At 58.7% G+C, this 15,619-nt stretch carries 15 protein-coding genes and 4 tRNA genes; 5 read left to right on the top strand and 14 right to left on the bottom strand.

Annotated features, from left to right (window positions below; genetic code table 11):
• Position 1: 1 nt before the first annotated feature.
• From ACA073_RS09820 to ACA073_RS09805, 4 genes are all read right to left on the bottom strand, one after another.
• Positions 2 to 979, bottom strand: a complete 978-nt coding sequence (locus tag ACA073_RS09820; protein ID WP_008028232.1) for an ABC transporter permease — start codon at positions 977 to 979, stop codon at positions 2 to 4.
• Complete coding sequence (locus tag ACA073_RS09815; protein WP_497403084.1) at positions 976 to 2,529, bottom strand: sugar ABC transporter ATP-binding protein; 1,554 nt, start codon at positions 2,527 to 2,529, stop codon at positions 976 to 978. The genes ACA073_RS09820 and ACA073_RS09815 overlap by 4 nt, the downstream gene beginning before the upstream one ends.
• A gap of 57 nt (positions 2,530 to 2,586) precedes the next feature.
• A complete protein-coding gene (locus ACA073_RS09810) occupies positions 2,587 to 3,543 on the bottom strand; it encodes a sugar ABC transporter substrate-binding protein (RefSeq protein WP_497403083.1) in 957 nt (318 codons plus the stop codon).
• A gap of 183 nt (positions 3,544 to 3,726) precedes the next feature.
• The gene (locus tag ACA073_RS09805; protein ID WP_497403082.1) at positions 3,727 to 4,176 is read right to left on the bottom strand and encodes a hypothetical protein; all 450 of its coding nucleotides are present in this window, start codon (positions 4,174 to 4,176) and stop codon (positions 3,727 to 3,729) included.
• 351 nt (positions 4,177 to 4,527) lie between these two features.
• On the opposite strand from ACA073_RS09805, the gene ACA073_RS09800 reads away from it, so the two are divergent.
• From ACA073_RS09800 to ACA073_RS09790, 3 genes are all read left to right on the top strand, one after another.
• The gene (locus ACA073_RS09800) at positions 4,528 to 5,616 is read left to right on the top strand and encodes an asparaginase (RefSeq protein WP_497403081.1); all 1,089 of its coding nucleotides are present in this window, start codon (positions 4,528 to 4,530) and stop codon (positions 5,614 to 5,616) included.
• 155 nt (positions 5,617 to 5,771) lie between these two features.
• Entirely contained in the window at positions 5,772 to 6,062 is a 291-nt protein-coding gene (locus ACA073_RS09795; RefSeq protein ID WP_497403080.1) for a DUF1654 domain-containing protein, read from the top strand.
• A 4-nt stretch (positions 6,063 to 6,066) separates the two neighbouring features.
• Positions 6,067 to 6,756, top strand: a complete 690-nt coding sequence (locus ACA073_RS09790) for an endonuclease (RefSeq protein ID WP_497403079.1) — start codon at positions 6,067 to 6,069, stop codon at positions 6,754 to 6,756.
• Positions 6,757 to 6,856: 100 nt separating this feature from the next.
• Here ACA073_RS09790 and ACA073_RS09785 read toward each other — a convergent pair whose 3' ends face one another.
• Positions 6,857 to 7,222, bottom strand: coding sequence for an SPOR domain-containing protein (locus ACA073_RS09785; protein ID WP_497403078.1), 366 nt, complete (start codon positions 7,220 to 7,222; stop codon positions 6,857 to 6,859).
• A 250-nt stretch (positions 7,223 to 7,472) separates the two neighbouring features.
• On the opposite strand from ACA073_RS09785, the gene csrA reads away from it, so the two are divergent.
• Entirely contained in the window at positions 7,473 to 7,664 is a 192-nt protein-coding gene (gene csrA / locus ACA073_RS09780; protein WP_059404395.1) for a carbon storage regulator CsrA, read from the top strand.
• Positions 7,665 to 7,845: 181 nt separating this feature from the next.
• Here csrA and ACA073_RS09775 read toward each other — a convergent pair whose 3' ends face one another.
• The 3 genes from ACA073_RS09775 to ACA073_RS09765 all read right to left on the bottom strand — a co-directional run bounded on the left by ACA073_RS09775 (position 7,846) and on the right by ACA073_RS09765 (position 9,169).
• Complete coding sequence (locus ACA073_RS09775) at positions 7,846 to 8,301, bottom strand: DUF2214 family protein (RefSeq protein ID WP_497403077.1); 456 nt, start codon at positions 8,299 to 8,301, stop codon at positions 7,846 to 7,848.
• A 126-nt stretch (positions 8,302 to 8,427) separates the two neighbouring features.
• Positions 8,428 to 8,868: a hypothetical protein gene (locus ACA073_RS09770; RefSeq protein WP_497403076.1), complete on the bottom strand. Its 441-nt coding sequence runs from the start codon at positions 8,866 to 8,868 to the stop codon at positions 8,428 to 8,430.
• Positions 8,869 to 9,092: 224 nt separating this feature from the next.
• Positions 9,093 to 9,169: transfer RNA gene (locus ACA073_RS09765), tRNA-Val, on the bottom strand.
• A gap of 183 nt (positions 9,170 to 9,352) precedes the next feature.
• Here ACA073_RS09765 and ACA073_RS09760 point away from each other — a divergent pair.
• Positions 9,353 to 10,636, top strand: coding sequence for an NAD(P)/FAD-dependent oxidoreductase (locus tag ACA073_RS09760; protein ID WP_497403075.1), 1,284 nt, complete (start codon positions 9,353 to 9,355; stop codon positions 10,634 to 10,636).
• A 269-nt stretch (positions 10,637 to 10,905) separates the two neighbouring features.
• On the opposite strand, the gene ACA073_RS09755 is transcribed toward ACA073_RS09760, so the two are convergent.
• From ACA073_RS09755 to ACA073_RS09730, 6 genes are all read right to left on the bottom strand, one after another.
• Complete coding sequence (locus ACA073_RS09755) at positions 10,906 to 13,323, bottom strand: TonB-dependent siderophore receptor (protein WP_497403074.1); 2,418 nt, start codon at positions 13,321 to 13,323, stop codon at positions 10,906 to 10,908.
• Positions 13,324 to 13,390: 67 nt separating this feature from the next.
• Complete coding sequence (locus tag ACA073_RS09750; RefSeq protein ID WP_497403073.1) at positions 13,391 to 14,335, bottom strand: FecR domain-containing protein; 945 nt, start codon at positions 14,333 to 14,335, stop codon at positions 13,391 to 13,393.
• Complete coding sequence (locus ACA073_RS09745; protein ID WP_497403072.1) at positions 14,332 to 14,841, bottom strand: sigma-70 family RNA polymerase sigma factor; 510 nt, start codon at positions 14,839 to 14,841, stop codon at positions 14,332 to 14,334. Before ACA073_RS09745 ends, ACA073_RS09750 begins: the two co-directional genes overlap by 4 nt.
• 373 nt (positions 14,842 to 15,214) lie before the next feature.
• Positions 15,215 to 15,291 (bottom strand) — tRNA-Asp (locus ACA073_RS09740).
• Between the two features lie 102 nt (positions 15,292 to 15,393).
• Positions 15,394 to 15,470, bottom strand: a tRNA-Asp gene (locus ACA073_RS09735).
• Positions 15,471 to 15,524: 54 nt separating this feature from the next.
• Positions 15,525 to 15,600, bottom strand: a tRNA-Val gene (locus ACA073_RS09730).
• Positions 15,601 to 15,619 lie beyond the last annotated feature (19 nt).

Here is a 15,619-nt window from a genome sequence, read left to right as displayed (position 1 = left end):
CTCAGGTCCGCCGGCTTGCGCGCTGACTGCGATAGGTATCAAGCACCACCGCCACCACGATGACCGCGCCGGTAATGATGCGTTTGGTCGGTTCGGTCGCGCCGATCTGCGCCAGACCGGCCGCCAGTACGGAAATGATCAGGACCCCGAAAAAGGTGCTGATGACCGAACCGCGCCCGCCCATCAGGCTGGTTCCGCCGATCACCACCGCGGCAATGACTTGCAGCTCCAGACCGGAACCGGCATTCGGATCCGCCGCTTCCAGGCGAGAAATCTGGAACAGCGCGGCGATACCGGCCAGCAACCCCATCAGGCTGAACACCAGGATCTTGTAGGGTTTTGGATTGATCCCTGCCAGACGCACGGCTTCTTCGTTGGTGCCGATGCCAATCAGGTAGCGGCCGAACACCGTGCGGGTCAGCACGGCCTGAGCAATGAAGATGATCAGCAAGGCAATGATGAATGACGGCGAAATGCCGAAGGCGATCGGGTTGGACAGCCAGGCAAAGGCATCACCGATGTAGGCGGTGCGCGAACCGGTCATCTGGTACGCCACGCCGCGCGCCATTTCCAGCACGCCGAGGGACACGATGAACGACGGAATACGCCACGCCACGGTGATCGAACCCGTGATGGTTCCGGCCAACGCTGCCGCCGCCATGCCGAGCAATGCTGCCGGCAGTACGCTCCAGCCCCAGCCGAGAATCGCCACGCTGACCGTCGACGCGGCGAGTGCCAGCACCGAGCCCACCGACAGATCGATGCCGCCGATGATCAACACGAATGTCATGCCGACCGCCAGCACCATCAAGTCCGGAATCTGGTTGGCCAGGGTGCTGAAGGTGTCGTAAGACAGGAAATGGCTGCTCAGGACCGAGAACAGCGCGACCATCGCCAGCAAGGCACCGGCCAGGCCCAGATAGGTGCCGAGGCCGTAAAAATTGCCACTACGTTTACCGGCAGACGTTGCAGTTTTCATTGAGGATTCCTAGGCGCTGCTTCATTGAGCAACGCATCACGTTTTTGGTAGCCGGCAAAAGCGGCGGCAAGCAAGTCATCCTGGGTCCAGCTATCGCGCTCGAATGTCTCGATCAGGCGCCCCGCCGACAGCACGCCGATGCGGTCGCAGATCAGCATCAGTTCGCGCAGATCGCTGGACACCACCACCAACGCCTTACCCTGACGGGTCAGCTCACCGAGCAGTGCATAGATGTCGAATTTGGCGCCGACGTCGATGCCGCGTGTCGGCTCGTCGAACAGCAACACTGAACAATCGCGCTCCAGCCATCGGCCGATCACGACTTTCTGCTGGTTGCCGCCGGACAGCTCCGACACCAATTGCGTCGGGCTGGAGCTGCGGATGCGCATGGCGTCGATCTGACGCTGAGCCAGGGACATTTCGTCACCGTTGTTGACGAAACCACCGCTGGAAATCTCCGGCATGTTGCCCAAGGCGATGTTCGCACTGATCGATTGGGTCAGCAGCAAGCCTTCGCCCTTGCGGTCTTCAGTGATCAGGGCGATGCCGTGTCTGACCGCGTCCACCGGTGAACGAATACTCACGACCTGTGCTGGCGAACCCAGCGCAACCGTGCCGCTGTCCGCCGTGTCGGCGCCGAAGATCAGGCGCAGCAACTCGGTGCGCCCTGCCCCGATCAATCCGGAAATCCCGAAGATCTCGCCGGCACGCACTTCGAAGGACACGTCGCGCACCTTGTCCGAGCGGGTCAGCCCCTTGACTGTCAACGCCGGCGCTCCGACCTGGCGCGAGCCCATGTCGATGTGTTCGCCGAGTTCACGACCGACCATCAGGGTGACCAGTTGCTCGCTGTTGTAATTGGCCATCGGCTCGACGCAGACCAGGTTGCCGTCGCGCAACACCGCAATGCGCTGAGCCACACGGGCCAATTCTTCGAGACGGTGCGAGATATAGATGATCGACACGCCGCGCGCTTGCAGGCGCGTGATCTGCTCGAACAGCATCTCGACTTCACGGGCCGTCAGCATCGCGGTCGGTTCGTCGAGGATCAGCACATGACAATCGCCGATCAGGTTGCGGGCGATTTCGACCATTTGCTGGTGACCGATACCCAGCTCGCCGACCAGGGTGTCCGGGTCGATCGCGTCGAGCCCGACGTGGGCCATGGCCTCGATCGCTGCCTTGCGCAATTGCTTGCGGCTGATCCAGCCAGCGTTGCTGGGCAGGTTGTCGAGAAACAGGTTTTCCGCCACCGACAGGGTCGGCAGCAGATTGAGTTCTTGCATGACCATGCGAATACCCAGGTCTTCAGCCTGGGTGCGACTGCCGGGACGATAATCCTGACCCTGAAATTGCATCTGGCCGGTGGTCGGCGTGACTAGCCCGCCGATGATCTTCGACAGCGTGCTTTTGCCGGCGCCATTCTCGCCGGTCAGCGCCAGCACTTCACCGCGCATCAACGTCAGGTCGATGCCGCTGAGGACAGGTTGCGCATAAGTCTTACCGATACCGCTGACCGAGAGGACAGCGTTCGGAGCGGAAACTGACATAAAAAACTCTCCATGCGCTCGCCCGGACGGGCGAGCACCGTTGTGTCGCCAGAAGGACTACTTGGTCACCAGCTCTACCGGAGTTTCGATGACGCCGTTGGTGCCGCTGTCGACCTTCTCGCCCTTGATGATTTTCAGCGCCGTCTCGATGCCGAATACGGCTTGCCTGGCGGCAAACTGGTCAGCGGTGGCCAGGACGCGGCCATCCTTGAGCATTGGCTTGATGGCGTTGATGTTGTCGTAGCCGACAACTTGCACCTTGCCGGCCTTGCCCGCGGCTCGCACGGCGGAGACCGCGCCGACGGCCATGCTGTCGTTGCCGGCCAGCAGGGCTTTGACGTCCGGGTATTCACTAAGAATCGAAGCCGCGACCTTGTTGCCTTTATCGATTTCCCAATCGCCGGACTGTAGAGAAACGACCTTGATTTGCGCCGCTTCCATCGCATCCTTGAAGCCAGCAGTCCGGGCCTGGGCGTTGGTGGTGGTGGACACGCCTTCGATGATGCCGACTTCGTCACCGGCCTTCAGTTGCTTGGCCAGGTATTCACCTACCAGACGCGCACCTTTGCGGTTGTCCGGGCCTACGAACGGAACGGTGATGTTTTTGCTTTTGACGACGGCAGGATCCAACTGGTTATCGATGTTGATCACGGTGATGCCGGCATCGATGGCTTTCTTGATCACCGGAACCATGGCCTTCGAATCAGCGGGTGCGATGACCAGCGCATTGACCTTGGCCAGAATCATTTGCTCGACGATGCGCGTTTGGCCCGCGGTGTCGGTTTCGTCCTTGATACCGTTGGAGATCAGGTCGAAATCGGCGGAGTGGTCTTTCTGGTAGGCCTTGGCGCCGTCTTCCATGGTCAGGAAGAATTCGTTGGCCAGGGATTTCATGACCAGCGCGACTTTAGGTTTTTCAGGGGATTCGGCGAAAGCCGAGGAGGCAGGCAACGCGACGGATGCGGCAGCCAGCATAGCGACAGCGAGAAGACGTCCAGCGAATGGCAGCTTCATGGATTCACTCCGATCTTATGATTATTCTGAGCAACGTTTGCGCCGGTGCAAGCTTCACCGCATTCGCCGAGGGACACACCCTCGACGGAGCCGCGCAAACGTTTGCGTAGACCGAACTATGCGAACCCTGTCGTCATTTGTCAACGACCGAAAAATCCGTTTTGTACTTCGGGGAGTGTCCCTTTACGCCGTCGTGCTGACAATACCACCCGCGCTGGACCCCTTGGCCAGTTCCTTGACCAGATTGCCGGTTACTTCTGCCAGCGCGCCGCTGGTGTTCGCGACCTGCCCCTGAATTGCCATGACTACCGCGGTCTTGGCTTCCGGTGTCGGGTAAGACGCCGCCTGAGCCGCAGCCAATTGCTGCTGTTGCTCGCGCAGTTGCTGCTGCAATTCCTGCATGCGCTTGAGCAATATTTTTACTGGGATGCTTTGGTCGCTGCCGCTATCTGCTTTGGCTTCGGCCGGGGTGCCGCCACCGGTGCGGACCTTGGTTTCGTCAGCCACTTCCTCGTTACCCAACGCCAGCGTCGACGTTTCGGAAGTCGATTCGCTCAAAGCGTTGATCGTCGCCGTGGACTTGCCACCGATGGTGATTGCGCCTGCATTGGGGAAGCCAACCGGAAATGACATTTGAACTCCTGGAGAAAAAGATCCTTTGGAGGGCATCGACCTGCGCGCGAGGTTCTTTAATGCTGATTCGCTATCTGGCAAGACGACTTGTTCGACAGGGTCCGTAGTCCTTTTCGGAGAGCCGAACGCAAATGCCAACCATATTCGGAAACCCGGACAACAAGCTGGTGAATGTCTATCTGACACAAACCAGAAAATTGATACCAATCATTAGGTTAAAGGCATTTTTTCAATTCCGGATATGACTGGTACAGATCCTGCTCCCTCTCCTCCACCCCAAGCGTTCAGATCCGCCTGGGGCACATCTAGATGAACCTGCATCAGCACCGTCACTACTAGAAGAGAAAAATAATGACATCTGCTTTCAAGACTTTCGTTCCGGGCGCCTTGGCCCTCCTGCTACTCCTTCCGACAGCCCTTCAGGCAAAAGAAGCCGAAACCCAACAGAAACTGGCGAACGTGGTGATCCTCGCCACCGGCGGCACCATTGCCGGCGCAGGTGCCAGCGCCGCCAACAGCGCGACTTATCAAGCGGCAAAAGTCGGCATTGAACAATTGATCGCCGGGGTTCCGGAACTGAGCCAACTGGCTAACGTTCGCGGCGAACAGGTCATGCAGATTGCGTCAGAAAGCATCACCAACGACAACCTGCTGCAACTGGGCCGTCGTGTGGCCGAACTGGCCGACAGCAAAGACGTCGATGGCATCGTCATCACCCACGGCACCGACACCCTGGAAGAGACCGCTTACTTCCTGAACTTGGTCGAAAAAACCGACAAGCCGATCATCGTCGTGGGCTCCATGCGTCCGGGCACCGCGATGTCCGCCGACGGTATGCTGAACCTGTACAACGCCGTCGCCGTGGCCAGCAGCAAAGATGCTCGCGGCAAAGGCGTACTGGTGACCATGAACGATGAAATCCAGTCCGGTCGCGACGTCAGCAAAATGATCAACATCAAGACCGAGGCGTTTAAAAGTGCCTGGGGTCCCCTCGGCATGGTGGTTGAAGGCAAATCCTACTGGTTCCGCCTGCCAGCCAAGCGCCACACCATGGATTCGGAATTCGACATCAAGGACATCAAGAGCCTGCCTGACGTCGAAATCGCCTATTCCTACGGCAACGTGAGTGATACCGCCTACAAAGCGCTGGCTCAATCCGGCGCCAAAGCCATCATCCACGCCGGCACCGGCAACGGTTCGGTGTCTTCGCGGGTCGTTCCAGCCCTGCAGGCCTTGCGTAAAGACGGCGTACAAATCATTCGGTCTTCCCACGTCAACGCCGGTGGTTTCGTACTGCGTAACGCTGAACAGCCTGACGACAAATACGACTGGGTCGTGGCGCATGACTTGAATCCACAGAAAGCCCGCATCCTGGCCATGGTCGCGCTGACCAAGACCAATGACAGCAAAGAGCTGCAGCGGATGTTCTGGGAATACTGATTCGCCCTCGCCCGACCGGTTCCGGTCGGGCACCACCGTCACCATTTGCCCCCTGGCAAGTGGTCTCTTATCCGATAAAAAAATTTCCCTCTTCCTACACCAAACGGAAAAAACCACTGTCAGAGGATTTTCTTGAATTTTAAGCAGTTGCGAAAATGCCTACAGTTAAATACTGTATGCACGTACAGCTTAATAAGGATAATTCCGTGGCCACCACCCCTGCCTCTCCTGACGCCTATCAACGCATGGGTATGCGCGTTCAAAAAATCATCAATTCCCCCACCGCCCAGAAAGCCAAAGCCGCACTGATCTTCCGTCTTCCGGACGAGCCCGTGGATGAGTGGGAACAATTGCTCGAAGAAATCGACGAGAACGACAACGTCACCCTCGCCTACCGCGACGATGGCGGCGTGCAGATTTTCTGGGTTGTGCCGAAGGAAGATTGAGTCAATGAGTGTCCGTTGTTTTGTTTTGCTGTTTCTGTTCTTCGCGATGGGCGCCCAGGCTGACGCCCCGCGCACTTTCAACGAAGCCAAGAAGGTCGCCTGGAAGCTGTATGCGCCGCAATCCACCGAGTTCTACTGCGGGTGCAAGTACACCGGCAACAAGGTAAACCTCGCCGCCTGCGGTTATGTACCGCGCAAAAATGCCAAGCGCGCTTCCCGCATCGAATGGGAGCACATCGTCCCCGCCTGGCAGATCGGCCACCAGCGTCAGTGCTGGCAGGAAGGCGGACGCAAGAATTGCACGCGTTACGACCCGACCTATCAGAAAGCCGAGGCCGATTTGCACAACCTGGTACCGAGCATCGGCGAAGTGAATGGTGATCGCAGCAATTTCAGCTTTGGCTGGCTGCCGGAGCAATCCGGTCAATACGGCTCGTGCCTGACTCAGGTCGATTTCAAGGCGAAGAAGGTCATGCCTCGTCCTTCCATTCGCGGCATGATCGCCCGGACTTACTTCTACATGAGCAAGCAGTACGGTTTGCACCTGTCAAAACAGGATCGGCAACTGTACGAAGCCTGGAACAAAACTTACCCGGTTCAAGCCTGGGAACAGCAACGCAACCAGAGCGTGGCGTGCGTAATGGGGCGCGGTAACGAGTTTGTCGGGCCGGTGGACATGAAGGCCTGCGGTTAAACGCTGACGCGCACAAAAAAGGCCTCGGGGTAACGCCCGAGGCCTTTTTTGTTTAAACCGCGCTCGTCATTCCAAGGCGCTCGGCCGGCGGATGATGCCGTTACTGAGTCACCGGTCGCTCGATGACCAGCAATTCGATGTTCTGCTTTTTCGCACGGGTCAGTGCTGCGCGCACCTCTTCCTGTTTGGCTTCAGCTTCGGCTTTCGAACTGAATGGTCCCATCAGGATGCGGGTCTTGCCATTTTCCTTGACCACACTGGAAACGAAACTGTGCTCAATCAGCCAGCCACTCAGATCGCTGACAGCCTGGGTTATTTCACCTCGCACTTCCAGATCCCACTGCGGTCCGGAGGCCACCGCAGGCGCTGCAGTCGCCGCCGGCTGCGGCTTTTGCGCGTCAACGCTCTTGCCTTCACCACATCCCGCCATTGCCAGTACTGCGATTACCAAGGCCATTTTGCGCACAACGCTTCCCTCTGAATGCTGAAAGCGGGGATTTTAACATCCATGAATACTTCTCGAGTGCCGCAAAATGGGCGCAAAACAACGAGAATGATGGATGCGGCCTCTGTATAGTTACGCCTTGGGAATTAATGCAGCATCTGCGCGTCAGAAAGAGGCACCCAAACCGTGAGACTTCGCACTAATCTATACAGACCACCGACCTCTGCACTGTCCGAATCAGGTGCCCCACAAAGCAATCAAGGAGAAGACCATGCTGATACTCACCCGCAAAGTCGGTGAAAGCATAAACATTGGTGATGACATTACGATCACCATTCTGGGCGTAAGCGGCCAGCAAGTCAGAATTGGCATCAACGCCCCGAAAGACGTTGCGGTGCATCGCGAAGAAATTTATCAGCGCATTCAGGCTGGCCTGACCGCCCCGGACAAGCCGCAAACCTGAATCCTGTTGCAGTCAGTAGCCAGCCCGTTCGCCCTGGAATCACGGCTGGCTAAGATTCACGCGTCGCTAACACCACCGCAGTCACCCACCCAGAACGTGAAGCCGATACTAGCGGCATGTCTCACGTCATGGCTGTCGGACGTTTCGGATAAACCCTGGGGAAGTGCGCAATCACACTCGACTAACCCAATGTCACACCCCGCGCCATGCCCGTAGCCGCCACAACCATCAGCAGCACCAGCAGCGCTTCGATATGACTGATCCGTGCAAACAGCGTTGCACGACCGGAATTGATGGCTGCACCCCGCGCCTGCGCAATCCGCCATTTGATCAACGTCACCATCGGTGCAACTTCAAGCAACAGGATCAGGACGAACAGCGCCATCTTGAGGTGGAACAGCGGCTGATGAAGATAGTAGTCACTGCCCTTTTCGTACCCGCCAAAAGCTCGCATCCCACCGGTGACCAGCAGGACGACCGCAGAAATCCCCCACAGGTTATCCGCGATCAATACGCTGCGAGCCTCCCCCACGCCCGTAGCCAGGCGCCGAAAAGCCGTACCTCGGGACAGGACTGCCCAGAAGCCGAGGGCAAACGCCAATAGATGGATCGCAGCAAGAAACCAGTGCACAAGCATCGATATACTCCCGTCAGGCCAACGTTCCGATTGGCCTGAAAGTAGTAGCCCAAAAAGCAGAGACCTGCCTGCGGCGAAGGATGGAAGTCATGAATGGCTCAGCATTACTAAACTCAGCCAAAAGGATCAGAGCCCACCCGCTTCGCGCCCCTGTCGCAACTTGAAATCTTGATGACGGAACAGCAATCGCGGCAACTTGAAGAGTTCGCACGCACGATCAATCAGCTTGAAAGCAGTTAATTTTCGACGTTGCGCGACAATTATTCGGCCGATTTCGAAACCAAATTCAGTTGCGTCCTCCCGCGACACAAAACGCATGGAAGGGGCCTCACCTGCTTCCCTGATCTCTTTGCCATCGAACCAAATAGAAATCCTGGCTTTGTGATGCGTGTGCAGATTTTCCGGTTCGTCCTGCTGTGTTTTGATCGGCCCGACTGTAACCACCTGGATTTCGTAACCTAAGTGAGTCTCTTGTTTCGTAACGATTGAAGGCACTGTTGTCATTACCGCGTCCATGGCGTGAGGAGGAACGGGCGCCACAATACTCGTTAATTTGAGCAATGCCAAATTGCCACCACCTCCATGTCTCATCCGGTCACGGAGGGCGGGACCTGACTGGAAATGACTATGACCCTGGAGCCTTGGTTGTACCTCGGCGATTGCCTTGAGGTGATGACTTGGAGGTGGGCGCCGAGCTGGCGCTTTGAGGGGCGCTGAAAAATCGCAGGCAACAAAAAAGGGCCCACCTTTCGGTGAGCCCTTCTAGACCGCCCAGCAGAGCGGATTTTGTTTGGTAGGCGCGATTGGACTCGAACCAACGACCCCCACCATGTCAAGGTGGTGCTCTAACCAACTGAGCTACGTGCCTGCTGTGAGGCGGCATTCTACGGAATTCCGGAGGGGTGTCAACACCTTTTTTCGAGCTAACCCTATGAATATGCAAAATATTTAATTTCGTCGCTACAAAGAAGATTTTGCGGTGGCTGGCGGTCGATTTTTAACTCGGGTAGCATCGGCGCACTCGTAAAATATATTAAACAGAGGCTGCAGGATGGCTAACACCCCCTACCCAGAGTCCTATTACGCTGCATCGGCCAATGCGGTTCCGCCGCGCCCGGTCTTGCAGGGTGACGTAGAGACTGATGTCTGTGTGATCGGTGCCGGTTACACCGGTCTGTCCTCTGCCCTGTTTCTGCTGGAGAACGGTTTCAAGGTCACGGTGCTGGAAGCCGCCAAGGTGGGTTTTGGCGCGTCGGGACGCAACGGTGGCCAGATCGTTAACAGTTACAGCCGCGACATCGATGTGATCGAGCGAACCGTAGGTCCCAAGCAGGCGCAGTTGTTGGGGCAGATGGCGTTCGAGGGCGGCCAGATCATTCGTGAGCGGGTGGCCAAATACAACATCCAATGCGACCTGAAGGACGGCGGTGTGTTCGCCGCCATCACCGCCAAGCAAATGGGCCATCTGGAATCGCAGAAGCGTCTGTGGGAGCGTTTCGGTCACACGCAGCTTGAGCTGATGGATCAGAAGCGCATCCGTGAAGTGGTGAACTGCGATCAATATGTGGGCGGCATGCTCGACATGAGCGGCGGGCACATTCATCCGCTGAACCTGGCACTCGGCGAAGCGGCGGCGATCGAGTCGTTGGGCGGCACCATTTATGAGCAATCGCCGGCGGTGCGAATCGAGCGCGGCGCGAACCCGGTGGTGCACACGCCCCAGGGTAGAGTCCGGGCCAAGTTCATCATCGTGGCGGGCAACGCTTATCTCGGCAATCTGGTGCCGGAGCTGGCGGCCAAGTCGATGCCTTGCGGAACTCAGGTAATCACCACCGAACCATTGGGCGAGGCACTGGCCAAGAGCTTGTTGCCGCAGGATTACTGCGTCGAAGACTGCAATTACCTCCTCGACTATTACCGCCTGACCGGCGACAAGCGTCTGGTTTTCGGCGGTGGCGTGGTGTACGGCGCGCGGGATCCGGCGAACATCGAGGCGATCATCCGGCCGAAGATGATCAAGGCGTTCCCGCAGCTCAAGGACGTGAAGATCGATTACGCCTGGACCGGCAACTTCCTGCTGACCCTGTCGCGTCTTCCTCAGGTCGGGCGCTTGGGCGATAACATCTACTATTCCCAAGGTTGCAGCGGTCATGGCGTGACGTATACGCATCTGGCGGGCAAGGTGCTGGCCGAGGCGTTGCGCGGCCAGGCTGAGCGTTTTGATGCGTTTGCCGATCTGCCGCACTACCCATTCCCCGGCGGGCAACTACTGCGGACGCCGTTTGCGGCGTTGGGGGCCTGGTATTACGGCTTGCGGGACAAGCTCGGATTCTGACGACGAATGTGCAAAGGGCCGCTTGAAGCGGCCCTTTTTTTCAGACACACCAAAAATCCATTGTGGAGCGAGCAGGCGCTCCTGTGGCGGTGTTGCTTGGGCCGCCTTCGCGAGCAAGCCCGCTCCCACAGTCGATATGGGCTGCTCACTCAATCTGTGCAACGGCGCAAAACCAATGCGGGAGAGAGCCTGCTTGCGATGGCGTCAGGTCAGGCATAGATATCTCGGATGTGCCTCCGCCTTCGCGAGCAGACTCCCACAGGTTCGATTCAGAAGTCGACAGTCGCCGAAAGCAGGTAGGTGCGCGGCGTCGACAACGTCAATCCAGGCTCGCTGTCATCCGAGGCCCCGGCCGAACTCCAGTAGCGCTTGTCTGCCACGTTCTCGATATTGGCCCGCAGGGTGATGTTCTTCTCCTCGACCTTGAACGCATAGCGTGCGCCCACGTCGAAACGCTCCCACGAGTCGATTTCCTTGTTGTTGGACTGGTCCAGAAACTGCGAGCTGGAATAGATGCCACGACTGGTCAGCGTCAAGCCCTGTACGTGCGGCACGTCCCACTCGGCGCCCAGGTTGACGTTGTATTTCGGTGTGGCCGGCGCGCGGTTGCCGTCGAAGGTGCCATTGGTGGTATGGGTCAACTCGCTGTCGATGTACATGACACCGCCGAGCAAGCGAAAACCTTTGAGCGGCTCACCGAACACACTCAGTTCCACCCCGTCGTTCTGGCGCTTGCCGTTCGGGCCGAAAACCCGCGTCGTGGCGTTGGTTTCATAGGCCGGCTGCTTGATCCGGAACACCGCGGCGGTCACGGCAAACGCACCTGCGTCATACTTGGCGCCGACCTCGACCTGGCGGCTGACGAACGGCGGGAAGATTTCGTCCTCGTTGATCGAGGTCGACGGTGCAATCTTGCCCTGACTCAGGCCTTCCATGTAGTTGGCATACAGCGATAGCTTGTCGGTCGCCTTGAACAGGATGCCGCCCGACGGCGAGACCTTTTCCTCATCGTAGGCGGTGTCGCCTTTGACATCACCGGTCCAATCGTCGACCTTCACGCGCTGCCAGCGGGCGCCAAGGGTCAGCAGCAGCCGGTCATCGAAGAAACCCAGTGTGTCGGCCAGCGCCACGCCGCTGAAGCGGTTCTCGGTGTAGACCTTCGAATCGAGTCGAGTGGGCCTGACAGGCGTGGGTGTTTCCACGGGGTTGTAGAGGTTGCTGTTGGCCGCGGCATAACGGGCGCCGCCATTTTCGAAGTCCATGTAGAAATAGCTGGCGGCCAGGTTGACCTCATGGCTCACCGGGCCGGTGTGGAACCAGTTGCGCACCCCGGCGGTAGCCGTCCGGACACTTTCGTCACGGGTGAAGTCACGGGGCTGAACGCTGAAGTCGCCCTTGTTGTTGGTGACCGCAACGGCATGACGGAGGAAGTCATGATTGCTTTCGCGCGCCCCTACACCGCCGTACAACATGACGTTATCGCTGACATCGAATTCGCCGTTCACCGTGCCGAACGTGTCGTTGGTACTCGCCTTGCTCCAGGACTGCGCATAGTTGTGACGCACATCACTGGCATGCGGTACCTGCGCGTTAGCGCCGACCTGCACGCGCTCTTGCGGCGCGTCGGTATCACGCTCGGTGCGCCCAAGGTCGGTCGAGAGTCGCAGGCGCTCACCGCGAAAATCCAGGCCCAGTACGGCCATCTCGCGGTCGACATTCTGGTGATCCCATTCGGTGTCGCCGGACTGCTTCACGCCGTTGAAACGAATCCCGAATTTGTTGTCTTCACCGAAGCGCCTGCCAATATCCACGGCACCGCCGGTCTGGCTGTCGGACGCGTAGTTGCCGGTAAACGAAGTGATCGGCTTGTCGGTCGCACGCTTGGGCACCACGTTGATCCCGCCACCCACGGCGCCTCGCGGCGAGATGCCGTTGATGAGCTGGCTCGGGCCTTTGATGATATCGACGCGGTCGGCCATCTCCATGTCGATCGTGTAGGTCGGCAGGACGCCGTACAGACCGTTGTAGGCGACATCACTGTTGAACAGGCTGAACCCGCGAATGGTGAATTGCTCATAACGCCCACCGGCCGGGTTGGTGGCGCGAACCGAAGGATCGCTGGCAATCAGCTCGCCAAGGGTACGCGCCTGCAAGTTCTTGACCGCCTCGCTGGTGTAGGTGGTCATGCTGAACGGCGTTTCCATGAAGTCTTTCGAGCCCAGCAGACCTTGCGAACCGCGGCGCGCGACCTGGCCGCCGGCGTACACCTCGCCGTCCGCCCCGCCGGTCGCACCGAGAATCGAGGTGGGGGCCAGTTGCAGGCTGCTGCCTTCTGGCGCCGGGGTCAGGATGTAAGCCTGTTCGCCCACCGGTTGCAGTTGTAGACCGGAACCCTGCAACAGCCGGGCAAAGCCCTCCTCCACGGCGTATTCGCCGGAAAGACCGGTGCTGTTGCGACCGCTCACCAGCGCCGGGTCTACCGAGAGATTGACGCCAGCCAACCCGGCGAAACGGGTCAGCGCATCGCTCAGGCTGCCGGCAGGCACCTGATAATTGCGCCGGGCACTGTCTTCGGCCCAGCTTGCAGTCATGAACAATGGACTGGCACTCAGGCTCAACAACAGGCTCAGGTGCAACAACGGACGCAGGCGGAAAGACGCCGGGCGTGGATTGCAAGTTGCGGACATTGAAAGGGCTCTCTTGATTCGTTCACATGCCTTGAATGACAAGCGAGCCGAAAAAAGGGGACAGGCTTCACACACTATTTTTGCGCGGCAGCAACGTGACCCAGTAACGGGTTCGGGAATGCACCTCCAGCGGCAGGCTGGCCGCGAGCAACGCGAGGACGCGATCAGTGTCGTCCAGCAGGAAACTGCCGGTGACACGCAGTGTTTCCAGCTCCGGCTCCCAACGCAGGACGCCCGGTCGATAAGTGCCCAGTTCGCGGAGGAAATCGCCGAGCGGCTGGTTCTTCGCCATCAGCACGCCCTCGCGCCAACCTGGAGCAAGCGCATCGAATGGCATGGTTGCTCCGGCACCCGCGATTTGAAGATTGGCCTGCTGACCAGCGCTTAAGGCCAAGGCCGGACCTTGCAAGGGCTGCAACTGCACAGAACCATTGAACACCGACACCCGGCAGCCGTGCGCAGCCTGACGAACACAGATTTCGCTCTGGCTGACGATTACGTTTCCGAACCTGGTCTGGATCATCATCGGCGCCGCACCCGGCACCCTCAGCGACAGTTCGCCCTCGATCAATTTCACGCGGCGGTTCTGCAAATCCACATCGACGGCGCTGGCGGTGTTGAGTTGCAAGGAACTGCCATCGGCGAGCTGCACTTTTTTGCGCTCGCCGGTGGCGGTGTGCAGGTCGGCACGCCAGACCTCCAGAGGCAACTGACGGCTGATGAGCCAGGCCGTCGGCACCAGCACCACCGCGCCCAATGCGCGCTTGAGCACCACGCGCCGCCCCGGATCAGGACGATCCAGACTGCTCAACGCCAACCCTGAAGGCAGATCGGCGAAACGCTGACGCAAGGCTTGCGCCTTCTGCCAGGCCTGCTCGTGACTGGCACACGTATCACGCCAACGCTGTAAATTCGCTCGATCCTGCTCATTGGCGCCGCCAGATTCCAGCAACGCAAGCCACTGCGCCGCAGCACGGACAGCCTGACGGGCATCGGACGTTTGACTGTTCACAGTTCCACCAGCAGGCAATGCTCGTAGGCTTGCGCCATGTAGCGTTTGATCGTGCGCTCGGACACCTGCAGACGCTCGGCGATTTGCTGGTAATTCAAGCCTTCGAGCTGACTCCAGAGAAACGCCCTGCGCACCGCCCTCGGCAGCCCATCGAGCAGCTCATCCAGCGCTTGCAGGGTTTCCAGCAGCAGCCAGCGCTGCTCGGGTGATGGCGCACACTCTTCGGGCATCGACGCCAGCGCGGCGAGATAGGCCTGCTCGAGGCTGCGACGCTGGTAGAAATTGCTCAGCAGGCGTTTGCCGACTGTCAGTAGATAGGCACGGGGCTCTTGCAGGTCAGCGATCCGTTGAGAGCTGGCGAGCAAACGCAGGAACGTGTCCTGGCTCAGGTCCGCCGCATCACAGCCGTTGCCCATGCGTCTCCTCAACCAGCTTTCAAGCCAGCCACGGTGATCGCGGTACAGGTCGTGAAGGGTTTGCTCCTTCGGCATCGCTGCATCACTCATCTCAAGAAGCCCTGTGCCAAGGAGTTATCGTAAATGAGAGTGATTCTAATTAATATCGGTGTCGCGAAGGAAGTCCTTTGTGCACGGACCGAGTAGAAAGGTTTGAATTGTGAGATGGCACACTCCCCCTGTAGGAGCGAGCTTGCTCGCGAAGAACGATCAGACGACGCGGGCTTACAAAAGCGCTACGTCATCGTTGAGGTTCTTCGCGAGCAAGCTCGCTCCTACAGGGGCTGTGTTTCAGATTCAGAGAAGTCAAATCGCAGACACAAAAAACCCCGGTCTTTCGACCAGGGTCTTTGCTATCGACTCGAAGATAAACCAGAGGTTTCCTTCGTAGCTGCAAGGCGTTCAGTGGGCCTTGAGGCAGATATGGCGCAGCGGACGGGACTCGAACCCGCGACCCCCGGCGTGACAGGCCGGTATTCTAACCGACTGAACTACCGCTGCGTATCGCTTTGGACTTGCGTCCTAACTCGTCTGATTGAAAGCTCCGAGACTTTTCAATCTCTCTTTCAATCTCGAATCAGGGCGTACCTGACTCGGAAAATATGGCGCAGCGGACGGGACTCGAACCCGCGACCCCCGGCGTGACAGGCCGGTATTCTAACCGACTGAACTACCGCTGCGCGTCGGTGGAGGCTTTTCAGCTTCCATCTTGCTTTCGCAAGACTCTCAAGAAGTGGTGGGTGATGACGGGATCGAACCGCCGACATTCTGCTTGTAAGGCAGACGCTCTCCCAGCTGAGCTAATCACCCTTTGCTTCTCCGAGGCCGC

It is taken from the genome of Pseudomonas sp. LBUM1670 (assembly GCF_059695695.1).
Note: the sequence above shows the minus strand (reverse complement) of the source record. Positions and strands in the feature narration are given on the sequence as shown.